This window comes from Faecalibacterium sp. An121 (assembly GCF_002160915.1).
Lineage (GTDB): Bacteria > Bacillota > Clostridia > Oscillospirales > Ruminococcaceae > Faecalibacterium > Faecalibacterium avium.
The window spans coordinates 1-18912 of the sequence record NZ_NFLM01000024.1 but is presented as its reverse complement, the minus strand read 5'-3'; the positions used below and the strand labels follow the sequence as shown (position 1 = coordinate 18912).

At 65.9% G+C, this 18912-nt stretch carries 16 protein-coding genes and 1 tRNA gene; 4 read left to right on the top strand and 13 right to left on the bottom strand.

Annotation, left to right across the window (positions count from 1 at the left end):
- Positions 1–184: 184 nt before the first annotated feature.
- Positions 185–439, bottom strand: coding sequence for a 30S ribosomal protein S15 (gene rpsO, locus B5E66_RS11100; protein ID WP_087232972.1), 255 nt, complete (start codon positions 437–439; stop codon positions 185–187).
- A 256-nt stretch (positions 440–695) separates the two neighbouring features.
- Between rpsO and B5E66_RS11095 the strand changes: the two genes are divergently transcribed.
- Positions 696–2384 carry a carboxylesterase family protein gene (locus B5E66_RS11095; protein ID WP_087232968.1) on the top strand — a complete coding sequence of 563 codons (1689 nt, stop codon included), beginning with the start codon at positions 696–698 and terminating at the stop codon, positions 2382–2384.
- Positions 2385–2648: 264 nt separating this feature from the next.
- Here B5E66_RS11095 and ribF read toward each other — a convergent pair whose 3' ends face one another.
- The 10 genes from ribF to B5E66_RS11045 form a co-directional block, all read right to left on the bottom strand.
- A complete protein-coding gene (gene ribF, locus B5E66_RS11090) occupies positions 2649–3563 on the bottom strand; it encodes a riboflavin biosynthesis protein RibF (protein ID WP_087232965.1) in 915 nt (304 codons plus the stop codon).
- A gap of 37 nt (positions 3564–3600) precedes the next feature.
- Entirely contained in the window at positions 3601–4479 is an 879-nt protein-coding gene (gene truB, locus B5E66_RS11085; protein ID WP_087233004.1) for a tRNA pseudouridine(55) synthase TruB, read from the bottom strand.
- Complete coding sequence (locus B5E66_RS11080) at positions 4479–5459, bottom strand: DHH family phosphoesterase (protein ID WP_242956025.1); 981 nt, start codon at positions 5457–5459, stop codon at positions 4479–4481. Before B5E66_RS11080 ends, truB begins: the two co-directional genes overlap by 1 nt.
- A 28-nt stretch (positions 5460–5487) precedes the next feature.
- Positions 5488–5859 carry a 30S ribosome-binding factor RbfA gene (gene rbfA, locus B5E66_RS11075; protein WP_087232959.1) on the bottom strand — a complete coding sequence of 124 codons (372 nt, stop codon included), beginning with the start codon at positions 5857–5859 and terminating at the stop codon, positions 5488–5490.
- Positions 5860–5922: 63 nt separating this feature from the next.
- Positions 5923–8340 carry a translation initiation factor IF-2 gene (gene infB, locus B5E66_RS11070; protein WP_087232956.1) on the bottom strand — a complete coding sequence of 806 codons (2418 nt, stop codon included), beginning with the start codon at positions 8338–8340 and terminating at the stop codon, positions 5923–5925.
- A complete protein-coding gene (locus B5E66_RS11065; protein ID WP_087232953.1) occupies positions 8337–8711 on the bottom strand; it encodes a L7Ae/L30e/S12e/Gadd45 family ribosomal protein in 375 nt (124 codons plus the stop codon). The genes infB and B5E66_RS11065 overlap by 4 nt, the downstream gene beginning before the upstream one ends.
- The gene (gene rnpM, locus B5E66_RS11060) at positions 8698–9003 is read right to left on the bottom strand and encodes an RNase P modulator RnpM (protein WP_087232950.1); all 306 of its coding nucleotides are present in this window, start codon (positions 9001–9003) and stop codon (positions 8698–8700) included. Before rnpM ends, B5E66_RS11065 begins: the two co-directional genes overlap by 14 nt.
- A gap of 17 nt (positions 9004–9020) precedes the next feature.
- Positions 9021–10166 carry a transcription termination factor NusA gene (gene nusA, locus B5E66_RS11055; protein WP_087232947.1) on the bottom strand — a complete coding sequence of 382 codons (1146 nt, stop codon included), beginning with the start codon at positions 10164–10166 and terminating at the stop codon, positions 9021–9023.
- Between the two features lie 27 nt (positions 10167–10193).
- Complete coding sequence (locus B5E66_RS11050) at positions 10194–10676, bottom strand: ribosome maturation factor RimP (protein ID WP_087232944.1); 483 nt, start codon at positions 10674–10676, stop codon at positions 10194–10196.
- Positions 10677–10904: 228 nt separating this feature from the next.
- Positions 10905–12326 (bottom strand): glycine--tRNA ligase, encoded by a 1422-nt coding sequence (locus tag B5E66_RS11045; protein ID WP_087232941.1) that lies wholly within the window; start codon positions 12324–12326, stop codon positions 10905–10907.
- Positions 12327–12515: 189 nt separating this feature from the next.
- On the opposite strand from B5E66_RS11045, the gene B5E66_RS11040 reads away from it, so the two are divergent.
- Together B5E66_RS11040 and B5E66_RS11035 are read left to right on the top strand one after the other, a co-directional pair.
- Complete coding sequence (locus tag B5E66_RS11040; RefSeq protein ID WP_087232938.1) at positions 12516–13757, top strand: aminopeptidase; 1242 nt, start codon at positions 12516–12518, stop codon at positions 13755–13757.
- Positions 13758–13779: 22 nt separating this feature from the next.
- The gene (locus B5E66_RS11035; protein ID WP_087232935.1) at positions 13780–14265 is read left to right on the top strand and encodes a 23S rRNA (pseudouridine(1915)-N(3))-methyltransferase RlmH; all 486 of its coding nucleotides are present in this window, start codon (positions 13780–13782) and stop codon (positions 14263–14265) included.
- Between the two features lie 60 nt (positions 14266–14325).
- Here the strand turns inward: B5E66_RS11035 and B5E66_RS11030 are convergent, their stop codons facing one another.
- Together B5E66_RS11030 and B5E66_RS11025 are read right to left on the bottom strand one after the other, a co-directional pair.
- Positions 14326–16572 (bottom strand): DNA gyrase subunit A, encoded by a 2247-nt coding sequence (locus tag B5E66_RS11030; protein ID WP_087232932.1) that lies wholly within the window; start codon positions 16570–16572, stop codon positions 14326–14328.
- A 30-nt stretch (positions 16573–16602) separates the two neighbouring features.
- Positions 16603–18594 carry a DNA gyrase/topoisomerase IV subunit B gene (locus tag B5E66_RS11025; RefSeq protein ID WP_087232929.1) on the bottom strand — a complete coding sequence of 664 codons (1992 nt, stop codon included), beginning with the start codon at positions 18592–18594 and terminating at the stop codon, positions 16603–16605.
- 199 nt (positions 18595–18793) lie between these two features.
- Here B5E66_RS11025 and B5E66_RS11020 point away from each other — a divergent pair.
- A tRNA-Phe gene (locus B5E66_RS11020) sits at positions 18794–18869 on the top strand.
- The last annotated feature ends 43 nt before the right edge of the window (positions 18870–18912 follow it).

The following is an 18912-nucleotide window of genomic DNA, read 5'->3' as shown; positions in this document are numbered from 1 at the left end:
CCTTCCAAGGCCGGCCGCCGCGGGCTATAGCAATAAGTCCAGCGCCCAAGCCGCAGCTTGGGCCCTCGATTTACTGCTGCAACACGCAGCGGCGGCCCTGCTTACCGATGTTTGATCCATACCCCGGGGGCCAAAACAAAAAGGCAGGCACCTGTGCATGGCGCCTGCCCCTCGTTCATTGTAATTACTTGCGCAGACCCAGCGTTGCGATCAGGGCGCGGTAGCGCTCCACATCCTTCTTCTGCAGGTAAGCCAGCAGATTGCGGCGGCGGCCGACCATCTTCAGCAGACCGCGGCGGCTGTGGTGATCGTTGGGGTTCTTCTTCAGGTGCTCGTTCAGCTCATTGATGTGAGCGGTCAGCAGAGCGACCTGCACCTCGGGGGAGCCGGTGTCCTTCTCGTTGAGGGCGACCTTGGCCATAACTTCCTGTTTGTTCATTTGTATCTACCTCTTTCCATGAATTCTGCCGTGACGAGGCGGTGGGAACCGGTCCTCCCATTGTGGGCATACTCCCAGCGCTGCGCCGCGGTAACGTGGATAGTATAGCAAAAATGCACACAAAAAGCAAGCGTCCGGAACGGGATTTGTTGAAACAATTTTTTCTGTCCGCGCCTTTGGCCCCAAAACGCACTTGCGTCCGGGCCCAAACACGGTATACTATATGTAGTTTATCCGAAAGGAAGGAACCTGTTCCATGCACGATGCATTTTCCCGGCGCAGCTTTTTGAAGGCGGGCGCCCTCACCGCGGCCGGCCTGTGGGCCGCGCCGCAGCTCCCGGCCCAAGCCGCCCCCGGCCCGCAGCCCCTCCGGGGGACCCTCCGCCCCACCCGCTGGGGCCAGGTGCAGGGCGGGCAGACCGCCCACGGGGCCCTTGTCTGGTATGGGGTGCCCTATGCCGCCGCGCCCGCCGGGCTGCTGCGGTGGCAGCCGCCCCAGGACCCCGCGTCCTGGACCGGGCCTCTGGACTGCACCGCCCCCGCTCCCCTGGCCCTGCAGCCCTGCAACGGGATGCCTGTGGGCGTCGAGGACTGCCTCCGGCTGGACATCTACGCCCCCGACGGGGCCGCGCAGCTGCCGGTGGTGGTGTATTTCCACGGCGGCGGCAACCGCACCGGCTCCACCCGGGAGATGTCCGGCGCCAAGCTGGCCGCCCGGGCCGGCTGCGTCTTTGTGTCGGTGGGATACCGGCTGGGGCTGCTGGGCTTCAACTGTCTGCCCGCCCTCCAGAACGGCCCCGACAGCACCGGCAACTACGCCCTGCTGGACGCGGCCAAAGCCTTTGACTGGGTGCGGGACAACATCGCCGCCTTTGGCGGGGACCCCGGCAACGTCACCGCCATGGGCTTTTCGGCGGGCGGCCGGGACGTGCTGGCCATGCTGGCCAGCCCCTGCTTTGCCGGGCGGTTCCACAAGGCGGTGTCCCTGTCCGGGGGACTGTCGGCGGCGGACCCCCAGGCCAGCGCCCGGCAGATCGCGCGGGCCTTTGCCCCGCTGGCGGTGGAGGACGGCCTGTGCCCCGACCCGGAGACCGCCTTCGGCTGGCTGCTGGAGGACCGGGAGGAGGTGCGCCGCTGGCTGTACGATCTGGACCCCGCCCGCATCTGTATGCAGATGCCCGACGGGGGCGATCTGCGGATGAGCAGCTTCCCCCATCTGTACGCCGACGGGGTCACCCTGCCCCGGGACGGTTTTGCCCGGGGCGCCTGCAACGCCGTCCCCCTGCTGCTGGCCACCGCCAGCACCGAGTTCAGCCTGTTCAACCCCTTCCCCGACTTCTACCAGGCCCAGGGCCTCACGGCCGGCGAGGCCGCGGCGGCCCGGCAGTGGGCCGTCGGGTATGGCTCCGAGCTCTACCAGCTGTACAACGGGCCCGCCGCCGCCCGGACCCTGACCGACGGCGGGTACGCCGCCCCCATCTGGCTGTGCCGCATCGCCTACGGCGCGCCGGACAGCCGCAGCCCCATCCATGCCCTGGGCCTTGGCTCTTACCACGGCATCTGCCTGCCCATGCTGTCGGACGAAAACGACCTGGCGGGCCTGGCCGGCCTTTCGAGCGCGGGCTTTGCCGCCATGAGCGACGCTTTCCTCCAGGCGGTGGGCGCTTTCCTGCGCACCGGGACGCCCCGGGCCGACGCTCTGCCCGCCTGGCAGCCCTGGACCGCCGACCGCCCCGAAGCCCTGGTACTGGACGCCGATGACCGGACGCTGGATGCGTGCATCCGGCCCGCCCCCGCCGGCTGCGACGGCATCCTGAACGCCATGGAAGCGGACGGCGCCCTCACCCCCCACGCCAAAGAGGTGACCATCCGCACGGTGCTGAACGGACGGCTGTTCAGCGCCGCCCTAGACGCGCGCTGGCACAACCCCAGCCTCTGGACCTGACCGCAAGACGCAAAAAGCCCGCTGCTCCAAAAGCAGCGGGATTTTTTCAGACTGTCAAAAAAGTCCCGTCCAGCCGACATGTGCGGATGGATGGGACACATACAGGGAAATTTGGCGCTGAGAGTGTGCGAGGCCGTAAGGCCGAGTGCGCGGTTCAGCGCTAAATTTTGTCCCCAGGGGGATACCAGGGGGAAGGAATTTCTGACCCGCGTATGCGGGCAGAAATGGGTTCCCCCTGGAGCGTGTCGTTTTTCGACACGCTGTTTATTGGAAATATTCCTGGGCGCGGCGGGCGGCGTTTTGGATGCAGTCCCGCAGCTGGTCCAGGGTATCGAATTTTTTGCTGGGGCTCAGGTAGGCAAAGAACTCCACCACCGGGTCCGCGCCGTACAGATCGCCCGAGAAACCGGGGATGAAGGTCTCGCAGGTGACCTTGGCGGGATCGTCGTTGACGGTGGGCCGGGAGCCCAGACCGGTGGCCGAAGGATAGCTGGCCCCTCCGATGGTGGTGCGGGTGATGTAGATGCCGTACCGGGGCAGCTGGTAGCCTGCGGGGTAGATCTGGTTGATGGTGGGCACACCCAGGGTGCGGCCCAGCCCTGCCCCATGCTGCACCGGGAACCGGATGGCATAGGGCGCGCCCAGCATGGCGTTGGCGGCGGGGATGTCGCCTCCCTCCAGGGCAGAGCGGATGCGGCTGGAGGAGACCGGCTTGCCCTCGAACTGGGCCATGGGCTGGACATATACCTCCACGCCCAGGGGGGCGCACAGCTGGCGCAGCAGGCCGGGGTCGCCGGCGGCTTTGGCCCCAAAGGTGAAGTTTTCCCCGCAGAACAGGGCCCTGGCCCGGCAATCGGTCACCAGCCCCCGCACGAACTGCTCGGGGGTCATGGCCTGGATGTCCTCAAAGGCGGGGACCAGGTAATGCTCCACCCCCAGGCCGGCGATGATCCGGTGCTTGTCCTCGGTGGACAGCAGCCGGCGGCCCTTCATCTTGCTGCCGGCCGGCAGCTGGAAGGTGAACACCGCCGGAGCGGCCCCATGGGCCCTGGCCCAGTCCACCGCCCCGCCGATCACCGCACGGTGGCCCAGATGGATGCCGTCGAAGTAGCCCAAAGCCACCGCGCTGCCCTGCTTGTCCCCCAGATCCAGGGGGGACATGGTTGGATAGATCTGCATAGTTCCTCTTTATATCTTCAGCAAGCGGCGGCCCGGGTCAGCCCCGCTCCACAAACAGTTTTTCCACGCGCAGCACCCCGCCTGTCACATTGGCCAGGCCCAGAAAGGCGCCGGCGGCGTCCCGCACCCGGTATCGCCCGTCCGGGGCCGGATAGCGGCTGGTGGGGCAGCCATTCATCAGATGGGCGGCCACCCGCGCGTCCGCCGTCAAAAGCGGCAGCGGCTCGAACACCCGCTCCACCGGCAGCAGCAGCGCCTCCAGCGTCCCCTGCTGCCGCGCCTCCAGGATGCAGTCCATGGTGTGGGCGTCGGCCTCGGCAAAAAGGCCCGCCCGGACCCGCCGCAGCGCGCTCATGGTGCCGAGCTGGCCCATGGCCGCCGCGATCTCCTCCAGCAGGGTACGGATATAGGTGCCCTTGGAGCAGCGCACCAGCAGCGTGTATTCCCCGGGGGCCGGGCTGCCCTGGTACTCGATGGCGTAGACCTGGATGGGCCGGGGCTTGCGCTCCACCTCCAGGCCCTGGCGGGCCGCCTTGTAGAGGGGCTGGCCGTTCACCTTCACCGCCGAGTACATGGGGGGCGTCTGCATCTGGGGCCCTACGAACCGGGGCAGTACCTCCAGCAGCTCCTTCTCTCCCCCCGTGACGGGGCGCTGTTCCAGCACCCTGCCGGTGACGTCCCCGGTATCGGTGCGGCAGCCCAGGCGCAGGACGGCCCGGTAGGTCTTGTCATGGTCCAGCTGGAGGTCCACCGCCTTGCTGGCAGAGCCGCAGAACACGGGCAGCACCCCGGTGGCCATGGGGTCCAGCGTACCGCTGTGCCCCAGCTTGCGGGTGCCCAGCACCCCCCGCAGTTTGGCAATGACGTCAAAGCTGGTCCAGCCGGCGGGCTTGTCCACCACAAGGATCCCCTGCATCATGGCCGGGCCTCCTCGCCGGCGTCCAGCACCGCCCGGGCCTCGGCCAGCACCGCCTGCCGGGCGTTGTCCAGCGTGCCCAGCAGTTCACAGCCTGCGGCCCGCAGGTGCCCGCCGCCGCCCAGACGCCGGGCGATGGCGCAGGCGTCCACCCCTTTGGCGGTGCGGATGCTGACCCGCCAGCTGCCGCCGGGCAGCTGACGGAAGGTCAGGCCCACCTGCACCCCTTCGATGCCGATGGGCAGGGCGGTCAGCTCGTCCAGGTCGGCGGGGTCGGCGCCGCTGGCGGCCGTCTCGTCCCGGTCCAGCCAGATGACGGCGCACCGGCCCTCCAGCTCGTAGGTCAGGTGGCTGCGGGCGATCCGCTCGGCCTCCATCTGGCCCCGGCTCCGGGTGGCGAACAGGATGGTGTTCAGCTCCTCCACCCGGGCCCCGGCCTCGATCAGGCCGGCGGCCACCCGGTGGGTGCGGGCGGTGGTGTTGGCAAAGCGGAAGCAGCCGGTGTCGGTGGCAAGGCCGGTGTACAGGCAGTCGGCCACCAGCGGGGTGATCTCAGCCCCCATGGCCTGCAGCACCTCCCACAGCAGTTCGGCCGCGGCTGCCGCCGAGGCGTCCAGCAGGGTGCAGTCGGCATAGCCTCCGTTGCCCGCATGGTGGTCGATGCACAGATCCACATGGCGGCTGTAAGCGGGCATCAGGCCCGCATCCCCCAGCAGGGCCACCCCTGCCACATCCACCGCCACCACCAGATCCGGGACAAACTCGCCCCGGAACAGCCTGGGCCGGGTGAAGGACAGGCGGGGCGGGATGGGGTCGGCGCAGAGCACCGCCGCCTGGCGGCCCATGCCGTTGAGGACATGGCAGAGGGCGGCGCCGCAGCCGATGGTATCCCCGTCGGGGTTCTTGTGGCACAGGATCAGCACCTGCCCAGCTTCCAGCAGCCGGGCAGCGGCCTGTTCCACATGCATGGATTGGGTCATAGCTGTCGTCATCCTTTCCGGCGCAGGGTCACGCATCCTCTGCGGGACCGTCCTCATCCACCTTCAGGTCCTTGAGCAGCTGGTTGATGTGGGCGGCATAGGCCGCGCCGTCATCCTCCACGAACACCAGCCGGGGGGCCTTGCGGATGTGCATTTTGCGGCTCAGCTCGGTGCGCACATGGCCGGCGGCCCCGTTCAGGGCCTGGACCACCGGGGCGGGGCCGCCCTCATGGCCCATGACGCTGACATACACCTTGGCCACATCCAGGTCGGCCGTCACATCCAGCCGGGTGACGGTCAGCAGGCCCCCCTCCAGGCGGGGGTCCTTCAGGCGGGAAATGATGGCGATCAGCTCCCGCTTCATATCCTGGGCCAGACGGCCCATATTTTTTTCAGACATAGCTTTTCTCCCTTCTCACGGCGCGCGAAAAACGGCCCGTCATGCTCTTGGTCCGGGGAGCGCTCAGTCGCGGTACTCCTCCATCCGGAAGGCCTCGTACACGTCGCCCTCCTTCACGTCCGAGAACTTGGCCAGGGTGACGCCGCACTCGTAGCCCTCGGCCACTTCCTTGACGTCGTCCTTGAAGCGGCGCAGGGATGCGATCTCGTCCTCCGCGATGACGATGCCGTCCCGCACCACACGGATCTTGCTGTCCCGGGTGATCTTGCCCGAGGTGACGCGGCAGCCGGCCACGGTGCCCACGCTGCTGATCTTGTACACCTGGCGCACCTGCAGCTCGCCCAGGGACACCTCGCGGTATTTGGGCGCCAGCATGCCCTTCATGGCATCGGACACATCGTTGATGGCGTCGTAGATGACGCGGTACATCCGCATTTCCACCTTGGTGGCCGCGGCGGCCTCCTTGGCGATGTTGTCGGGGCGGACGTTGAAGCCGATGATGATGGCGTTGGATGCGTCGGCCAGGTCCACGTCCGACTTGCTGATGGCGCCCACGCCGGCGTGGATGACCCGCACCCGCACTTCCTCGTTGGACAGCTTCTCCAGCGACTGCTTGACGGCCTCGGCAGAGCCCTGCACGTCGGCCTTGACCACGATGGCCAGTTCCTTCATGTCGTTCTGGGCCATCTGGGTGAACAGGTTATCCAGGGTGACCTTCTGGAAGGCGGAGAACTGCTTCTCCTTGGCGGCAGCGGCGCGCTTCTCGGCCAGCTCACGGGCCAGGCGCTCGTCGGCCACCGCCTCGAACAGGTCGCCCGCCTCGGGCACGGCGGTCAGGCCGGTGATCTCCACGGGGGTGGAGGGGGTGGCGTTGGCAATGGAACGGCCCTTGTCGTCCCGCATGGTGCGCACGCGGCCCACGGCGGTGCCGGCGATCAGCACATCGCCGATGTGCAGCGTGCCGTTCTGGACCAGCAGGGTGGCGATGGGGCCCTGGCCCTTGTCCAGGCGGGCTTCCACCACGGCGCCCTTGGCGCGGCGGTTGGGGTTGGCCTTCAGCTCCATCACCTCGGCCTCCAGGGCGATGCGCTCCAGCAGGTCGCTGATGCCCTTGCCGGTGAGGGCGGACACCGGGATGCAGGCGGTATCGCCGCCCCAGTCCTCGGCGATGAGGCCGTACTTGGTCAGGTCCTCCATCACCCGCTCGGGGTTGGCGGTGGGTTTATCCATCTTGTTGATGGCCACGATCACCTTGACGTTGGCGGCCTTGGCGTGGTTGATGGACTCGATGGTCTGGGGCATGATGCCGTCATCGGCAGCCACCACCAGCACCGCGATGTCGGTCATGTTGGCGCCGCGGGCACGCATGGAGGTGAACGCCTCGTGGCCGGGGGTATCCAGGAAGGTGATCAGGTCATCCCCCACCTTGACCTGGTACGCGCCGATGGCCTGGGTGATGCCGCCGGCCTCGCCGGCCGTGACGTTGGTCTTGCGGATGGCGTCCAGGATGCTGGTCTTGCCGTGGTCGACGTGGCCCATGACGCAGACCACCGGGGGACGGGGCTGCAGATCGGCTTCGTTGTCCTGCTCCGGCTCGAACAGACGCTCCTCGATGGTGACGTGCACCTCGTGCTCCACCTTGGCGTGGAACTCCTCGGCGATGAGGGAGGCGGTATCGAAATCGATGACGTCGTTGATGGCGTGCATCTCGCCCATCTGCATGAACTTGGCGATCACCTTGCCGGCCTGCTGCTTGAGCCGGGCGGCCAGCTCACCCACCGTGATCTCGTCGGGGATGGACACCTTCAGCTGGGCGTTGCGGGCCTTCTCCAGCTGGATGCGCTGCATCCGCTCGGCCTCGGTCTCCCGCTTGCCCTTCTGGTACTGCTGGCGCTGGCGCTGGCCCCGCTGGGTGAACTTCTGCTTGTTGCCCTGGGGGGTGGGCTTGCGGCGGTTCTCGGTGTTCTTGGTGGAGGCCAGGTCGTCGTAACGCACGTCGAAGCGGTCCACGTTGACATCCACCGTGCGGGTATCCACCGTCACCTGGTTGTCCTGGCGCTTGACCTGCACCGATTCGGCGGCAGAGGCCTTGGTGCCGGTCTCCCGGCCCAGCTCACTGAGGGAGACGGTCTTTTCGTCCCGCTTCTTGTGGGCCTGGGGCGCGGGCTTGTGCTTTTCGGCCGGCTGCTGCTTTGCGCCCTGTTTGGCGCCGCCGCTGCTGCCGGCGCCCTTCTGGCCGTTCTTGGCGGCGGGGGCGGGGGCGGCCTTGGGCTCGGGCCGGGCGCTGTTCAGGAAGGCCGACAGGTCCGCCTCGCTGTTCTGGCTGCTGAGACGGTCCAGCAAAAGGTTCAGCTCCTTTTCTTCCAGGGTGGAGCTGTTCTTTTTGTCCTTGATCCCGGCCTGGGTCAAGGTGTCGAGGATCTTCTTGACCGAAAGGCCGGTGTCCTTTGCAAAATCTGTGACTTTATATTTTACGATCATTCGCTTATATCCTCCTCGTATTTGATGGCGCCGCAGGCCTGCAGCCGGTCATAGCAGAGCTTTGCCAGGTTGCGGTCGGTGACGGCGCATACGGCCATGGGCCGGCGGCCCAGGGGGGCCAGCCGCTCCATGGTCAAAGGCAGGGCCAGCACGTCCACCACGTCGCCGATGCTCGCGCGCAGGCGGCTCGCGGTCTTGGGGCTGGCATCGGCGGCGGTGAGCGCCAGCCAGGCTTTGCCGCTGAGGGCGGCTTCCTCCACGGCGTCAAACCCCATCACCAGCCTGCCCGCCTTGCGGCACAGGCTGAGGGCCTGGAACAAAGCGTCCTCGGGGGGCATGGCGGGCTTGGGCGCAGCTTTAGCTTTGGGCATCGGTTCCCTCCTTCTGGACGGCGGCCAGCTGGTCGGCCAGCTGCTGGTAGACCCCTGCGGGCACGGGCTGTTCAAAGCTGCGCTCCAGGGCTTTCTTTTTCTGCGCCTTGGCCAGGCAGGCGGGGTCAGGGCACAGATACGCGCCCCGGCCCGGCTTTTTGCCGGTGGTGTCGATGGAGATGGTCCCGTCGGGACCCCGCACCACCCGCACCAGCTCCTTTTTGGGGCGGCTGGTCTGGCAGCCCACGCACTGGCGCATGGGGATCTTTTTTTGCGGCTTGTGCTGCGGCATCACACGTCCCTCCCCCGTCATTCGGCGGCGGGTGCCGCCTCAGGGTCTGCCTGCGCGGGCCGGGCCTCGGCCTCGGCCTTGGGCTCCTCCTGGGGCTCCTCGCCATAGTAGCCGCTCTCGGGGCGGATGTCGATGTTGTAGCCGGTCAGCCGGGCGCACAGGCGGGCGTTCTGGCCCTTGTTGCCGATGGCCAGGCTGAGCTGGTTGTCGGGGACGGTGACCCGGCACGAGCGGCTCTCGCCGGGCAGCAGCTCCACCTTCAGCACCTTGGCGGGGCTGAGGGCCGAGGCGATGAAGGCGGCGGGATCGTCGCTCCACTGCACGATGTCGATCTTCTCGCCGTGCAGATGGCCCACCACGGCGGCCACACGGTCCCCGCGGGGGCCGATGCAGGCCGAGACGGGGTTGACGTTGGCGTCCCGGCTGGACACCGCCATCTTGGTGCGGGTACCGGCCTCCCGGGCGATGGCCTTGACCTCCACCGTGCCGTCGAAGATCTCGGGCACTTCCAGCTCGAACAGGCGCTTGACCAGGCCGGGATGGGTGCGGCTGATCATGACGCGGGGGCCGCGCTCGGTGGCGGCCACGTCGATGACATAGACCTGCAGCTGCTGGCCCTCGGTGTAGCTCTCGCCCGGCACCTGCTCGCTGCGGGGCAGCACGGCTTCGCCGCCCTTGCCCATATCCACGGCCACCAGGCCCCGCTCGTGGTCCACGCGGGTGACGGTGGCCATGACGATGTCGTGGCTCTTGGACTGGATCTCGCTGAGCTGCTGGCTGCGCTCGGCCTCCCGGATGCCCTGCCGGATGACGTGCTTGGCGGTCTGGGCGGCGATGCGGCCGAAGTCCCGGGTCTTGAGGGGGGTGATCACCCGGTCGCCCACCTGGTAGGTGCGGCGCAGGGTCTGGGCCTTGCTGAGGGGCAGCTGGGTGTGCTCGTTCTCCCAATCCTCGTCGGCCACCACGTCCTGCACCAGGGCCACGTTGAAGGCGCCTGCGGCGGGGTCGATCTCCACGATGACGTTGTCGTCCTCCACATCGTAGTTCTTTTTGACGGCGATCACGATCGCCGCCCGGATCTTCTCGATCAGATATTCGGCGGTGATGCCCCGTTCATGCTCCAGCATGGTGAGGGCCTCGAAGAATTCATTGTTGCCTGCCATTTTTCGGTATTCCTCCCAATATGTTGATTAAAACAAGTCCTCATCGTCGCACAGCTGGGCCTTGCTGACCGCGGTCAGCTCCACCGTGACGGGGCCCTCGGCGGTGTCCAGGGTGACGGCGCCGCCCTGGCGGCCGGTCAGGACGCCTTCCAGCTGGCGGCGGCCTGCCGCGTCGGGCCGGTACAGCCGCAGCCGCACCGTTTGGCCGGTCAGGGCGTCGTAGTGCTCAGGCCGGGTGAGCCGGCGGCCCAGACCCGGGGAGCCCACCTCCAGATAGTAGCTCTGGGGGATGGGGTCGACCTCGTCCAGCACCGGGTCCAGCGCATGGGACACGGCGGCGCAGGTATCGGTGTCCATCGGGCCGTCCCGGTCGATCAGTACCCGCAGATACCATTCCGGACCTTCTTTTTCAAATACCACGTCCCAAAGCCGCAGTCCCATGTCCTCGACGATGGGACGCACCAGCGCTTCCACGCGCTGCGCGGTATTCCCGCTCGCTTGCTTCGCCATGTTGAAAACCTCCATATCAAACAAGAAAAGCGGACCTTGCGGCCCACTTTCCATTCAATCGTGTATTCGTACTATCAGAATATACCACACATCGGCGGAATATGCAAGAGTGTGGAGCCAAAAGGCGCCGGTATTTTCCCGCGCCGCGCGCCAAAAAGGTCCCCCGCGCCCGGCACAGGGCGGCAGAGGACCCGCGCGCAGGACATTTCGGCCCGCCTGCCGGGGCTTTTAGAACGCCATCTTTTCCTCCAGCCAGGCGCGCAGCTGGGTGATGGGCATACGCACCTGCTCCATGGTGTCGCGGTCGCGGACGGTGACGCAGCCGTCGGCAGCGATGCCCTTGGCCTCGTCGCCCACCGTGTCGAAGTCCACCGTGATGCAGTAGGGGGTGCCGATCTCATCCTCACGGCGGTAGCGCTTGCCGATCGAGCCGGTCTCGTCGTAGTCCACCATGAAGTATTTGCACAGTTCGTTGCGGATCTCCATCGCCTTGGGCGCCAGCTTCTTGCTCAGGGGCAGCACCGCGCACTTGTAGGGGGCCAGGGCCGGGTGCAGGTGCAGCACCGTGCGCACGTCCTCCTTGCCCTTGGCGTCGGTCAGGCGCTCCTCGTCGTAGGCCTCGCACAGGAAGGCCAGGGCCACACGGTCACAGCCCAGGGACGGCTCGATGACGTAGGGGATATAGTGCTCGCCGGTCTCGGCGTCGTAGTACTCCAGGCTCTTGCCCGAGGCTTCCTGGTGGCGGCCCAGGTCGTAGTTGGTGCGGTCTGCGATGCCCCACAGCTCGCCCCAGTCGGTGAAGGGGAAGGCGTACTCGATGTCGGTGGTGGCGCGGCTGTAGAAAGCCAGCTCGGCCGCCTCGTGGTCGCGCAGGCGCAGGTGCTCCTCCTTGATGCCCAGGCTCAGCAGCCAGTTCTTGCAGAACTCCTTCCAGTAGGCGAACCACTCCAGATCGGTGCCCGGCTTGCAGAAGAACTCGCACTCCATCTGCTCGAACTCCCGGGTGCGGAAGGTAAAGTTGCCCGGGGTGATCTCATTGCGGAAGGCCTTGCCCACCTGGCACACGCCGAAGGGCAGCTTGCGGCGGGTGGTGCGCTGGATGTTGGCAAAGTTGACAAAGATGCCCTGGGCCGTCTCGGGCCGCAGATAGCACACCGAGGAGCTGTCCTCGGTGACGCCGATGGCCGTCTTGAACATCAGGTTGAACTTGCGGATGGGGGTGAAATCGTGCTTGCCGCAGACCGGGCAGACCACCTGGGGATGCTCGGCGATGAACTGATCCATCTCATCAAAGCTCATGGCGTCCACGTTCACGTCGGGGAACTCGTCCGCGATCAGCTTGTCGGCCCGGTGGCGGGCCTTGCAGGCACGGCAGTCCAGCAGGGGGTCCGAGAAGCTGGCCACATGGCCGGTGGTCACCCAGGTCTGGGGGTTCATCAGGATGGCCGCATCCAGGCCCACATTATAAGGGCTCTCCTGGACGAACTTCTTCAGCCACGCCTTTTTGACGTTGTTCTTGAACTCGACGCCCAGAGGGCCGTAGTCCCAGCTGTTGGCCAGGCCGCCGTAAATTTCCGACCCGGGAAAGACAAAGCCCCGGTTCTTGCACAGGGCCACGATCGTATCAAGGGTCTTTTCGCTGTGTTCCATAGTATTCCATTCCTTTCCGTCCGCGGCTGGCTTGCCGCGTCGCTGCGTGGAGCCCGGGCGCACCCCGGGCGTGTACCCCTCTACTTTACCATGACCCGGGCCAAAACACAAGTGGCGTCTTGTGCCGCCGGGCCCTTTGGGTTATACTGATACCAAAACCACCCCGAATGCAGAAAGGAAATCCGACCCATGGAACATTTCGATACGCTTTTAGCCAAATACGCCGACTTCATCGTGCGGGTGGGCTGCAACGTCCAGCCGGGGCAGACCCTCATCATCGGCGCCCCGCTGGAGGCCGCCCCCCTGGCCCGTCTGTGCGCCGCCAGCGCCTTTGACGCCGGCGCCCGGGACGTGCGGGTGGACTGGAGCGACGACGCCCTCACCCGCATCCGCCTGGAAAAAGGGGCCGAGGAGGCCCTGTGCGACGTCAAGCCCTACCTGCTGCGCAGCTACCTGGACTACGCCGAGAGCGAAGGCGGGGTCTGCGTGCTCAACCTGCTGGCCGACGATCCCGAAGCCCTGGCCGGGCTGGACGCCGGCAAGGTCAGCCGGGTGAGCACCGCCCGCCGCAAGGCCCTGGCCCCCTGGCGCAGCTACACCATGAACGACCGGGTCCAGTGGTCCATCGCGGCCATGCCCTCGGCGGCATGGGCCCGCAAACTCTTCCCCGGCCTGTCCCGGGACGACGCCGTCGAAAAGCTGTGGCAGCTCATCTTCGACACCTGCCGGGTCACCGGCGGGGACCCTGTGGGGGCGTGGAAGGCCCATCTGGACCGTCTGACCGGGCTGCGGGACAAGTTGAACCGGCTGGATCTGGAATCGGTGCGGTTCGAGAGCGGCAACGGCACCGACCTGACGGTGGGGCTGGCCGACGGCGCCGTCTGGGAGAGCGCCGGCAGCGTCAGCGAGAAGGGGGTGCCCTTCCTGCCCAACATCCCCACCGAGGAGGTGTTCACGGCGCCCCACCGGGACAAGGTGGAGGGCGTGGCGTACGGCACCAAGCCCTACATCCACAACGGCCAGACCATCCGGGGCTTCCACGTCACCTTTGAGAAGGGCCGGATCACCGCCTACGGCGCCGAGGAAAACGAGGCTCTGCTGGGCGAGATCCTGGACACCGACGAGGGCGCCCGCCACATCGGCGAGGTGGCCCTGGTCCCCGCCTCCAGCCCCATCAACCGCAGCGGCGTCATCTTCTGCAACACCCTCTTTGACGAGAACGCCGCCTGCCACATCGCCTTCGGGGCCAGCTATCCCGGCACCACCCGGGGCGGCGCCGGCCTGACCGAGGAGCAGCTCCTGGCCCGCGGCATGAACCAGTCCCTCATCCACGAGGACGTGATGATCGGCGCAGAGGACACCCGCATCACCGGCCGCACCCGCGCCGGCGAGACGGTGGCCCTGTTTGAAAACGGCGAGTGGGTGCTGTGAGGCCGGACGGCAAGGGGGCGCTATGCAAAACATCGACCTGATCTGCCTGGGCAAGCTGAATGCCCGGTACTGCGCCGAGGGGGTGGCGGAATACGCCAAGCGGCTTTCGGCCTTCGTCCATTTCCGGGTGGTGGAGCTGCCCGAGGAGAAGATCGAAGAAAAGAACGCCTCCCCCGCCCTGGTGGCCCGGGCCCTGGACAAAGAGGGCAAGGCCATCCTGGGCAGCCTGCGCAAGGGGCAGGCCCTGGTGGCCCTGTGCGTGGAAGGCAAGCTGGTCTCCAGCGAGGACATCGCCGCCCTGCTGGCCCAAAGGGCGGGCAGCGGCGCCGGGGACGTGGCCTTTGTGATCGGCTCGTCCCACGGGCTGTCCGACCAGGTCAAGCGGGCGGCCGCGGCCCGCATCAGCCTGGGGCGGATCACCCTGCCCCACCAGCTGGCCCGCCTGGTGCTGACCGAACAGCTCTACCGCGCCTGCACCATCAACGCCGGCATGAAATACCACAAATAAGCAAATAAAATAAATAACACAGCCCCCGCTTTCCTGACGAGAAAGCGGGGGTCATTTGCGTCACTCCATGGTCTGCTGTTCGGCGATGTCCTCCCCGCGCAGCAGCGCGCCCAGCGCAGGCAGGGTGCGCACACGGTAGCGGTGGGGGTCGGCCAGGTCGATGCCGGCCGCCGGCCGCACCGAGGTGATGGACTGGTTCTTTTTCAGGGTCACCACCGCCACGCCCTGGCTGTCCCGGGTGGACTTTTCGGCGATCTGGGCAGTGCCGGCCAGCAGCAGACGCCCGGCGCTGGTGCGGATGGCGATGTCGGTCTCCTCCGGCACGAACAGCAGCGCCGCCAGAGGCTCCTTGTCGCAGTAGGCCCGCAGCAGCTTGCGGCGGTTCTGCTTGGTGGCGTAGGCCGACAGGGGGATCTTGGCGCACTTGCCGCTGGCAAAGAAGAACAGCATCCAGCCGCTGTAATCCCCCGTCAGCACCATGGCGATGGGGTTCTCCCCCTCCTCCATCCCCAGACGGGTGGGCAGGTAGATCCCCATCTGCCCCACCTTGCCGTCCTCGAACTCAGCCAGGCGGATCTTGTACACCTGATGGCGGTCGGTGAAGAAAAGGGCCTCCAGGTTGTTGCGGGCCTCGGCCTGCACCACGATCTCGTCCCCTTCCTTCAGCTTGTGGGCGCCCGCGGTGCGCAGGCTCTGGGGCGGGATCTTCTTGAGGTAGCCCTCCCGGGTGAAGAACACCGTCACCGGGTAGTCGGGCACCTCCTCCCGGGCCTCGGCCTCCTCCTGGGGCAGGTCGTAGAGGATCTCGCTGCGGCGGGGCTGGCCGTATTTTTTGGCCACCGCGTTCAGCTCCTGCACGATGATCCGCCGGATGCGGGCGGGCTTGGCCAGGATGTCCTCCAGGTCTGCGATGTCCGCTTTCAGCTGGTCGATCTCGCCGGTGCGCTTGAGGATATATTCCCGGTTGAGGTGCCGCAGCCGGATCTCGGCCACATATTCGGCCTGCTCCTCGTCGATGCCGAAGCCGATCATCAGGTTGGGCACCACCTCGGCTTCCTCCTCGGTCTGGCGGATGATCTGCACCGCCTTGTCGATGTCCAGCAGGATGGCCGCCAGGCCCTCCAGCAGATGCAGGCGCTTTTCCTTGCCGTGCAGGTCGTAGTAGGTGCGGCGGCGCACGCACTCGGTGCGGAAGGCCGTCCACTCCTGCAGGATCTCCCGCACCCCCATCACGCGGGGCCTGCCCCCTACCAGGATGTTGAAGTTGCAGCTGAAGCTGTCCTCCAGCGGGGTCAGCCGGAACAGCTTTGCCATCAGCTTACCGGGGTCCACCCCCCGCTTGAGGTCCAGCGTCAGCTTGAGGCCGTTCAGGTCGGTCTCGTCCCGCATATCGCTCAGCTCTTTCAGCTTGCCGGCCTTGGCCAGCTCGGTGATCTTGTCCATCACCGCCTCCACCGTGGTGGTGGGCGGGATCTGGGTGATCTCCACCATGTTCTCCCCCGGCACCGCGCGCCAGCGGGCCCGCACCCGCACGCTGCCCCGGCCGGACTCAAAGATCTCCTGCATCTGGGCTGCGTCATACAGGATCTGTCCCCCGCCCACAAAGTCGGGGGCCGGCATGGTGGAACCGATGTCGTGCCGGGGATCCTTGATGAGGGCCACGGTGGCGGCGCACAGCTCGGCCAGATTGAACGAGCAGATGTTGCAGGCCATACCCACCGCAATGCCCAGGGTGTTGTTGGCCAGGATGGTGGGGAAGGTCACCGGCAGCAAAGTGGGCTCGGTGGTGGTGCCGTCGTAGTTGGGCACAAAGTCCACCGTCTCCTTGTCGATGTCCCGGAACAGCTCCTCGCACACCGGCTCCAGCCGGGCCTCGGTGTAGCGGGCCGCCGCACAGGACATATCCCGGCTGTACGCCTTGCCAAAGTTGCCCTTGCTGTCCACAAAGGGCACCAGCAGGCTCTCGTTGCCCCGGCCCATCCGCACCATGGTGTCATAGATGGCCGCATCCCCGTGGGGATTGAGGTGCATGGTGGCGCCCACGATGTTGGCGGACTTGGTGCGAGGGCCTTTCAGCAGGCCCATGCCGTACATGGTGTACAGCAGCTTGCGGTGGGCCGGCTTGAAGCCGTCGATCTCGGGCAGCGCCCGGGAGACGATGACGCTCATGGCGTAGGGCATATAGTTGGTCTCCAGGGTGCGGGTGATGGGGTCCTCCAGCACGCTGCCCGCATTCAGGATCTGCACCCCTTCCCCCAGCTGGGGCCGCACCGGCCCGGATGTTTTTTTCGCGCTCTTTTTCGGCATAGCTCCTTCTTTCTCTCAGTGCCCTTCCGGTCAGGACAGGTCCAGTTCGTCCAGATACTCGGCCCCGTGGGCGGCGATGTGGTCCTTGCGGCCGGCCAGGTTGTCCCCCAGCAGGATGTCGAACACCCGGGCCGTCTCGGCCACGTCGGCGGGCATCACCTTGATCAGCCGGCGGCTGGCGGGGTTCATGGTGGTCAGCCACATCATCTCGGGGTCGTTCTCGCCCAGACCTTTGGAGCGCTGGATGGTGTATTTCTTATCCCCGATCTTCTTCAAAAAGGCGGCCTTCTCGGCCTCGGTGTAGGCAAAGCAGGTCTGGTCCCTGGTGGTGATCTCATACAGGGGCGACTCGGCGATATACACATACCCCTCCTGGATCAGGGTGGGGGTCAGGCGGTACAGCATGGTCAGCACCAGGGTGCGGATCTGGTAGCCGTCCACGTCCGCATCGGTACAGATGACGATCTTGTTGAACCGCAGGTTGGACAGGCTGAAGGTGGCCAGCTCCTTGTTGTACTTGCCCCCCAGCTCGATGCCGCAGCCCATCACCTTGATGAGGTCCACGATGACGTCCGACTTGAAGATCCGCGCATAGTCCGCCTTGAGGCAGTTGAGGATCTTGCCCCGGATGGGCATGATGGCCTGGAACTCGCTGTCCCGGCTGGTCTTGACCGCGCCCATGGCCGAATCGCCCTCCACGATATACAGCTCCCGCCGGGCGGGGTCTTTGGTGCGGCAGTCCACGAACTTCTGCACCCGGTTGGCCAGGTCGATCTGGGTGGAGAGGGTCTTTTTGATGCTCTGGCGCGTCTTTTCGGCGTGCTCCCGGCTCTGCTTGTTCACCAGCACCTGCTGGCAGATCTTCTGGGCCTCCTCGGGCTTTTCCAGAAAATACACTTCCAGATAGTGCTTGAGGAAGTCGGTCATGGCCTGGGAGATGAATTTGTTGGTGATGGCCTTCTTGGTCTGGTTCTCATAGCTGGTGCGGGTGGAGAAGCTGGACGACACATACACAAGGCAGTCCTGCACGTCCTGGAAGCTGACCGCGCTCTCCCCCTTTTTGTACATCCCCTTGTCCTTGAGATACTTGTTGATCTGATAGACGAAGGCGGTGCGCACCGCGTGCTCGGGGCTGCCCCCGTGCTCCAGCCAGGAGGAGTTGTGGTAGTATTCCAGCATCTGCACCCGGTTGGAAAAGCAGAAGGCCGCGCTCATCTTTACTTTATATTCCGGCTGGTCCTCCCGGTCCCGGCCCGACGCCTCCGACTCGCAGGTAAAGACGGGGGTCAAAGCGTCCTCCCCCGCCGTCTCCTGCACATAGTCGGCGATGCCGTTCTGGTAGCAGTAGCTCTCCTGCCAGGGCTTGCCGGTGGCGGGGTCCGGTTCCAGCTCGTCGGTAAAGGTCAGGGTCAGCCCCGCATTCACCACCGCCTGGCGGCGCAGCACATCTTTATAATAGCCGGCGGGCACCTGGATGTCGGTGAACACCTCGTCGTCCGGCTTCCAGTGGATGATGCTGCCGGTGCGGCGGCCCTTGTAAGGCTCCTTGTGCAGGCCCCCCACGTTCTCGCCCTTCGCGAAGTCCAGGTGGTAGTGGAAGCCGTCCCGGTAGATATCGGCGGTCATCCACGCCGAGGCATACTGGGTGGCGCACAGGCCCAGGCCGTTGAGGCCAAGGCTGTACTCGTAGTTGTCCTCCCCTTCGCCGTACTTGCCGCCCGCGTACATCTCGCAGAACAGCAGTTCCCAGTTGTAGCGGTCCTCGCCGCTGTTCCAGTCCACCGGCATGCCCCGGCCAAAGTCCTCCACCCGCACGCTGCCGTCCTTGCAGCGGGTGACGTGGATGGTCTTGCCGTAGCCGTCCCGGGCCTCGTCGATGGAGTTGGATATGATCTCAAAGATCGAATGGGCGCATCCTTCCACCCCGTCCGAGCCGAAAATGACCGCGGGGCGCTTGCGGACCCGGTCCGCTCCTTTGAGGGAAGTGATGCTCTCGTTGCCGTATTCCTGTTTTTTTGCCATGTCATTCCTCCGGCAAATCATCGTTCACATTGCTTTCAAGAGTCCATTTAAGCATATCCGGCGGCCAAAAGTCAAATCCATGGCATCTTTGGGCCTGGAATTGATTCGTACGGACGCCGGTTTTCAAATTCTTTGAAAAAAATTGAAATTCCCCCTTTACAAATCCGGATTTTGCGGTATAATAATCAACGTCCGGTGCGCCTCTGTAGCTCAGTTGGTAGAGCAGGGGACTGAAAATCCCCGTGTCATTGGTTCGATTCCGATCGGAGGCACCATATGCGGCCGTAGCTCATCTGGTAGAGCGCCACCTTGCCAAGG

Coding starts and splice junctions, on each gene's coding strand:
- rpsO (WP_087232972.1), bottom strand. CDS start 439: ATGAACAAACAGGAAGTTATGGCCAAGGTCGCCCTCAACGAGAAGGAC.
- B5E66_RS11095 (WP_087232968.1), top strand. CDS start 696: ATGCACGATGCATTTTCCCGGCGCAGCTTTTTGAAGGCGGGCGCCCTC.
- ribF (WP_087232965.1), bottom strand. CDS start 3,563: ATGCAGATCTATCCAACCATGTCCCCCCTGGATCTGGGGGACAAGCAG.
- truB (WP_087233004.1), bottom strand. CDS start 4,479: ATGCAGGGGATCCTTGTGGTGGACAAGCCCGCCGGCTGGACCAGCTTT.
- B5E66_RS11080 (WP_242956025.1), bottom strand. CDS start 5,459: ATGACCCAATCCATGCATGTGGAACAGGCCGCTGCCCGGCTGCTGGAA.
- rbfA (WP_087232959.1), bottom strand. CDS start 5,859: ATGTCTGAAAAAAATATGGGCCGTCTGGCCCAGGATATGAAGCGGGAG.
- infB (WP_087232956.1), bottom strand. CDS start 8,340: ATGATCGTAAAATATAAAGTCACAGATTTTGCAAAGGACACCGGCCTT.
- B5E66_RS11065 (WP_087232953.1), bottom strand. CDS start 8,711: ATGCCCAAAGCTAAAGCTGCGCCCAAGCCCGCCATGCCCCCCGAGGAC.
- rnpM (WP_087232950.1), bottom strand. CDS start 9,003: ATGCCGCAGCACAAGCCGCAAAAAAAGATCCCCATGCGCCAGTGCGTG.
- nusA (WP_087232947.1), bottom strand. CDS start 10,166: ATGGCAGGCAACAATGAATTCTTCGAGGCCCTCACCATGCTGGAGCAT.
- B5E66_RS11050 (WP_087232944.1), bottom strand. CDS start 10,676: ATGGCGAAGCAAGCGAGCGGGAATACCGCGCAGCGCGTGGAAGCGCTG.
- B5E66_RS11045 (WP_087232941.1), bottom strand. CDS start 12,326: ATGGAACACAGCGAAAAGACCCTTGATACGATCGTGGCCCTGTGCAAG.
- B5E66_RS11040 (WP_087232938.1), top strand. CDS start 12,516: ATGGAACATTTCGATACGCTTTTAGCCAAATACGCCGACTTCATCGTG.
- B5E66_RS11035 (WP_087232935.1), top strand. CDS start 13,780: ATGCAAAACATCGACCTGATCTGCCTGGGCAAGCTGAATGCCCGGTAC.
- B5E66_RS11030 (WP_087232932.1), bottom strand. CDS start 16,572: ATGCCGAAAAAGAGCGCGAAAAAAACATCCGGGCCGGTGCGGCCCCAG.
- B5E66_RS11025 (WP_087232929.1), bottom strand. CDS start 18,594: ATGGCAAAAAAACAGGAATACGGCAACGAGAGCATCACTTCCCTCAAA.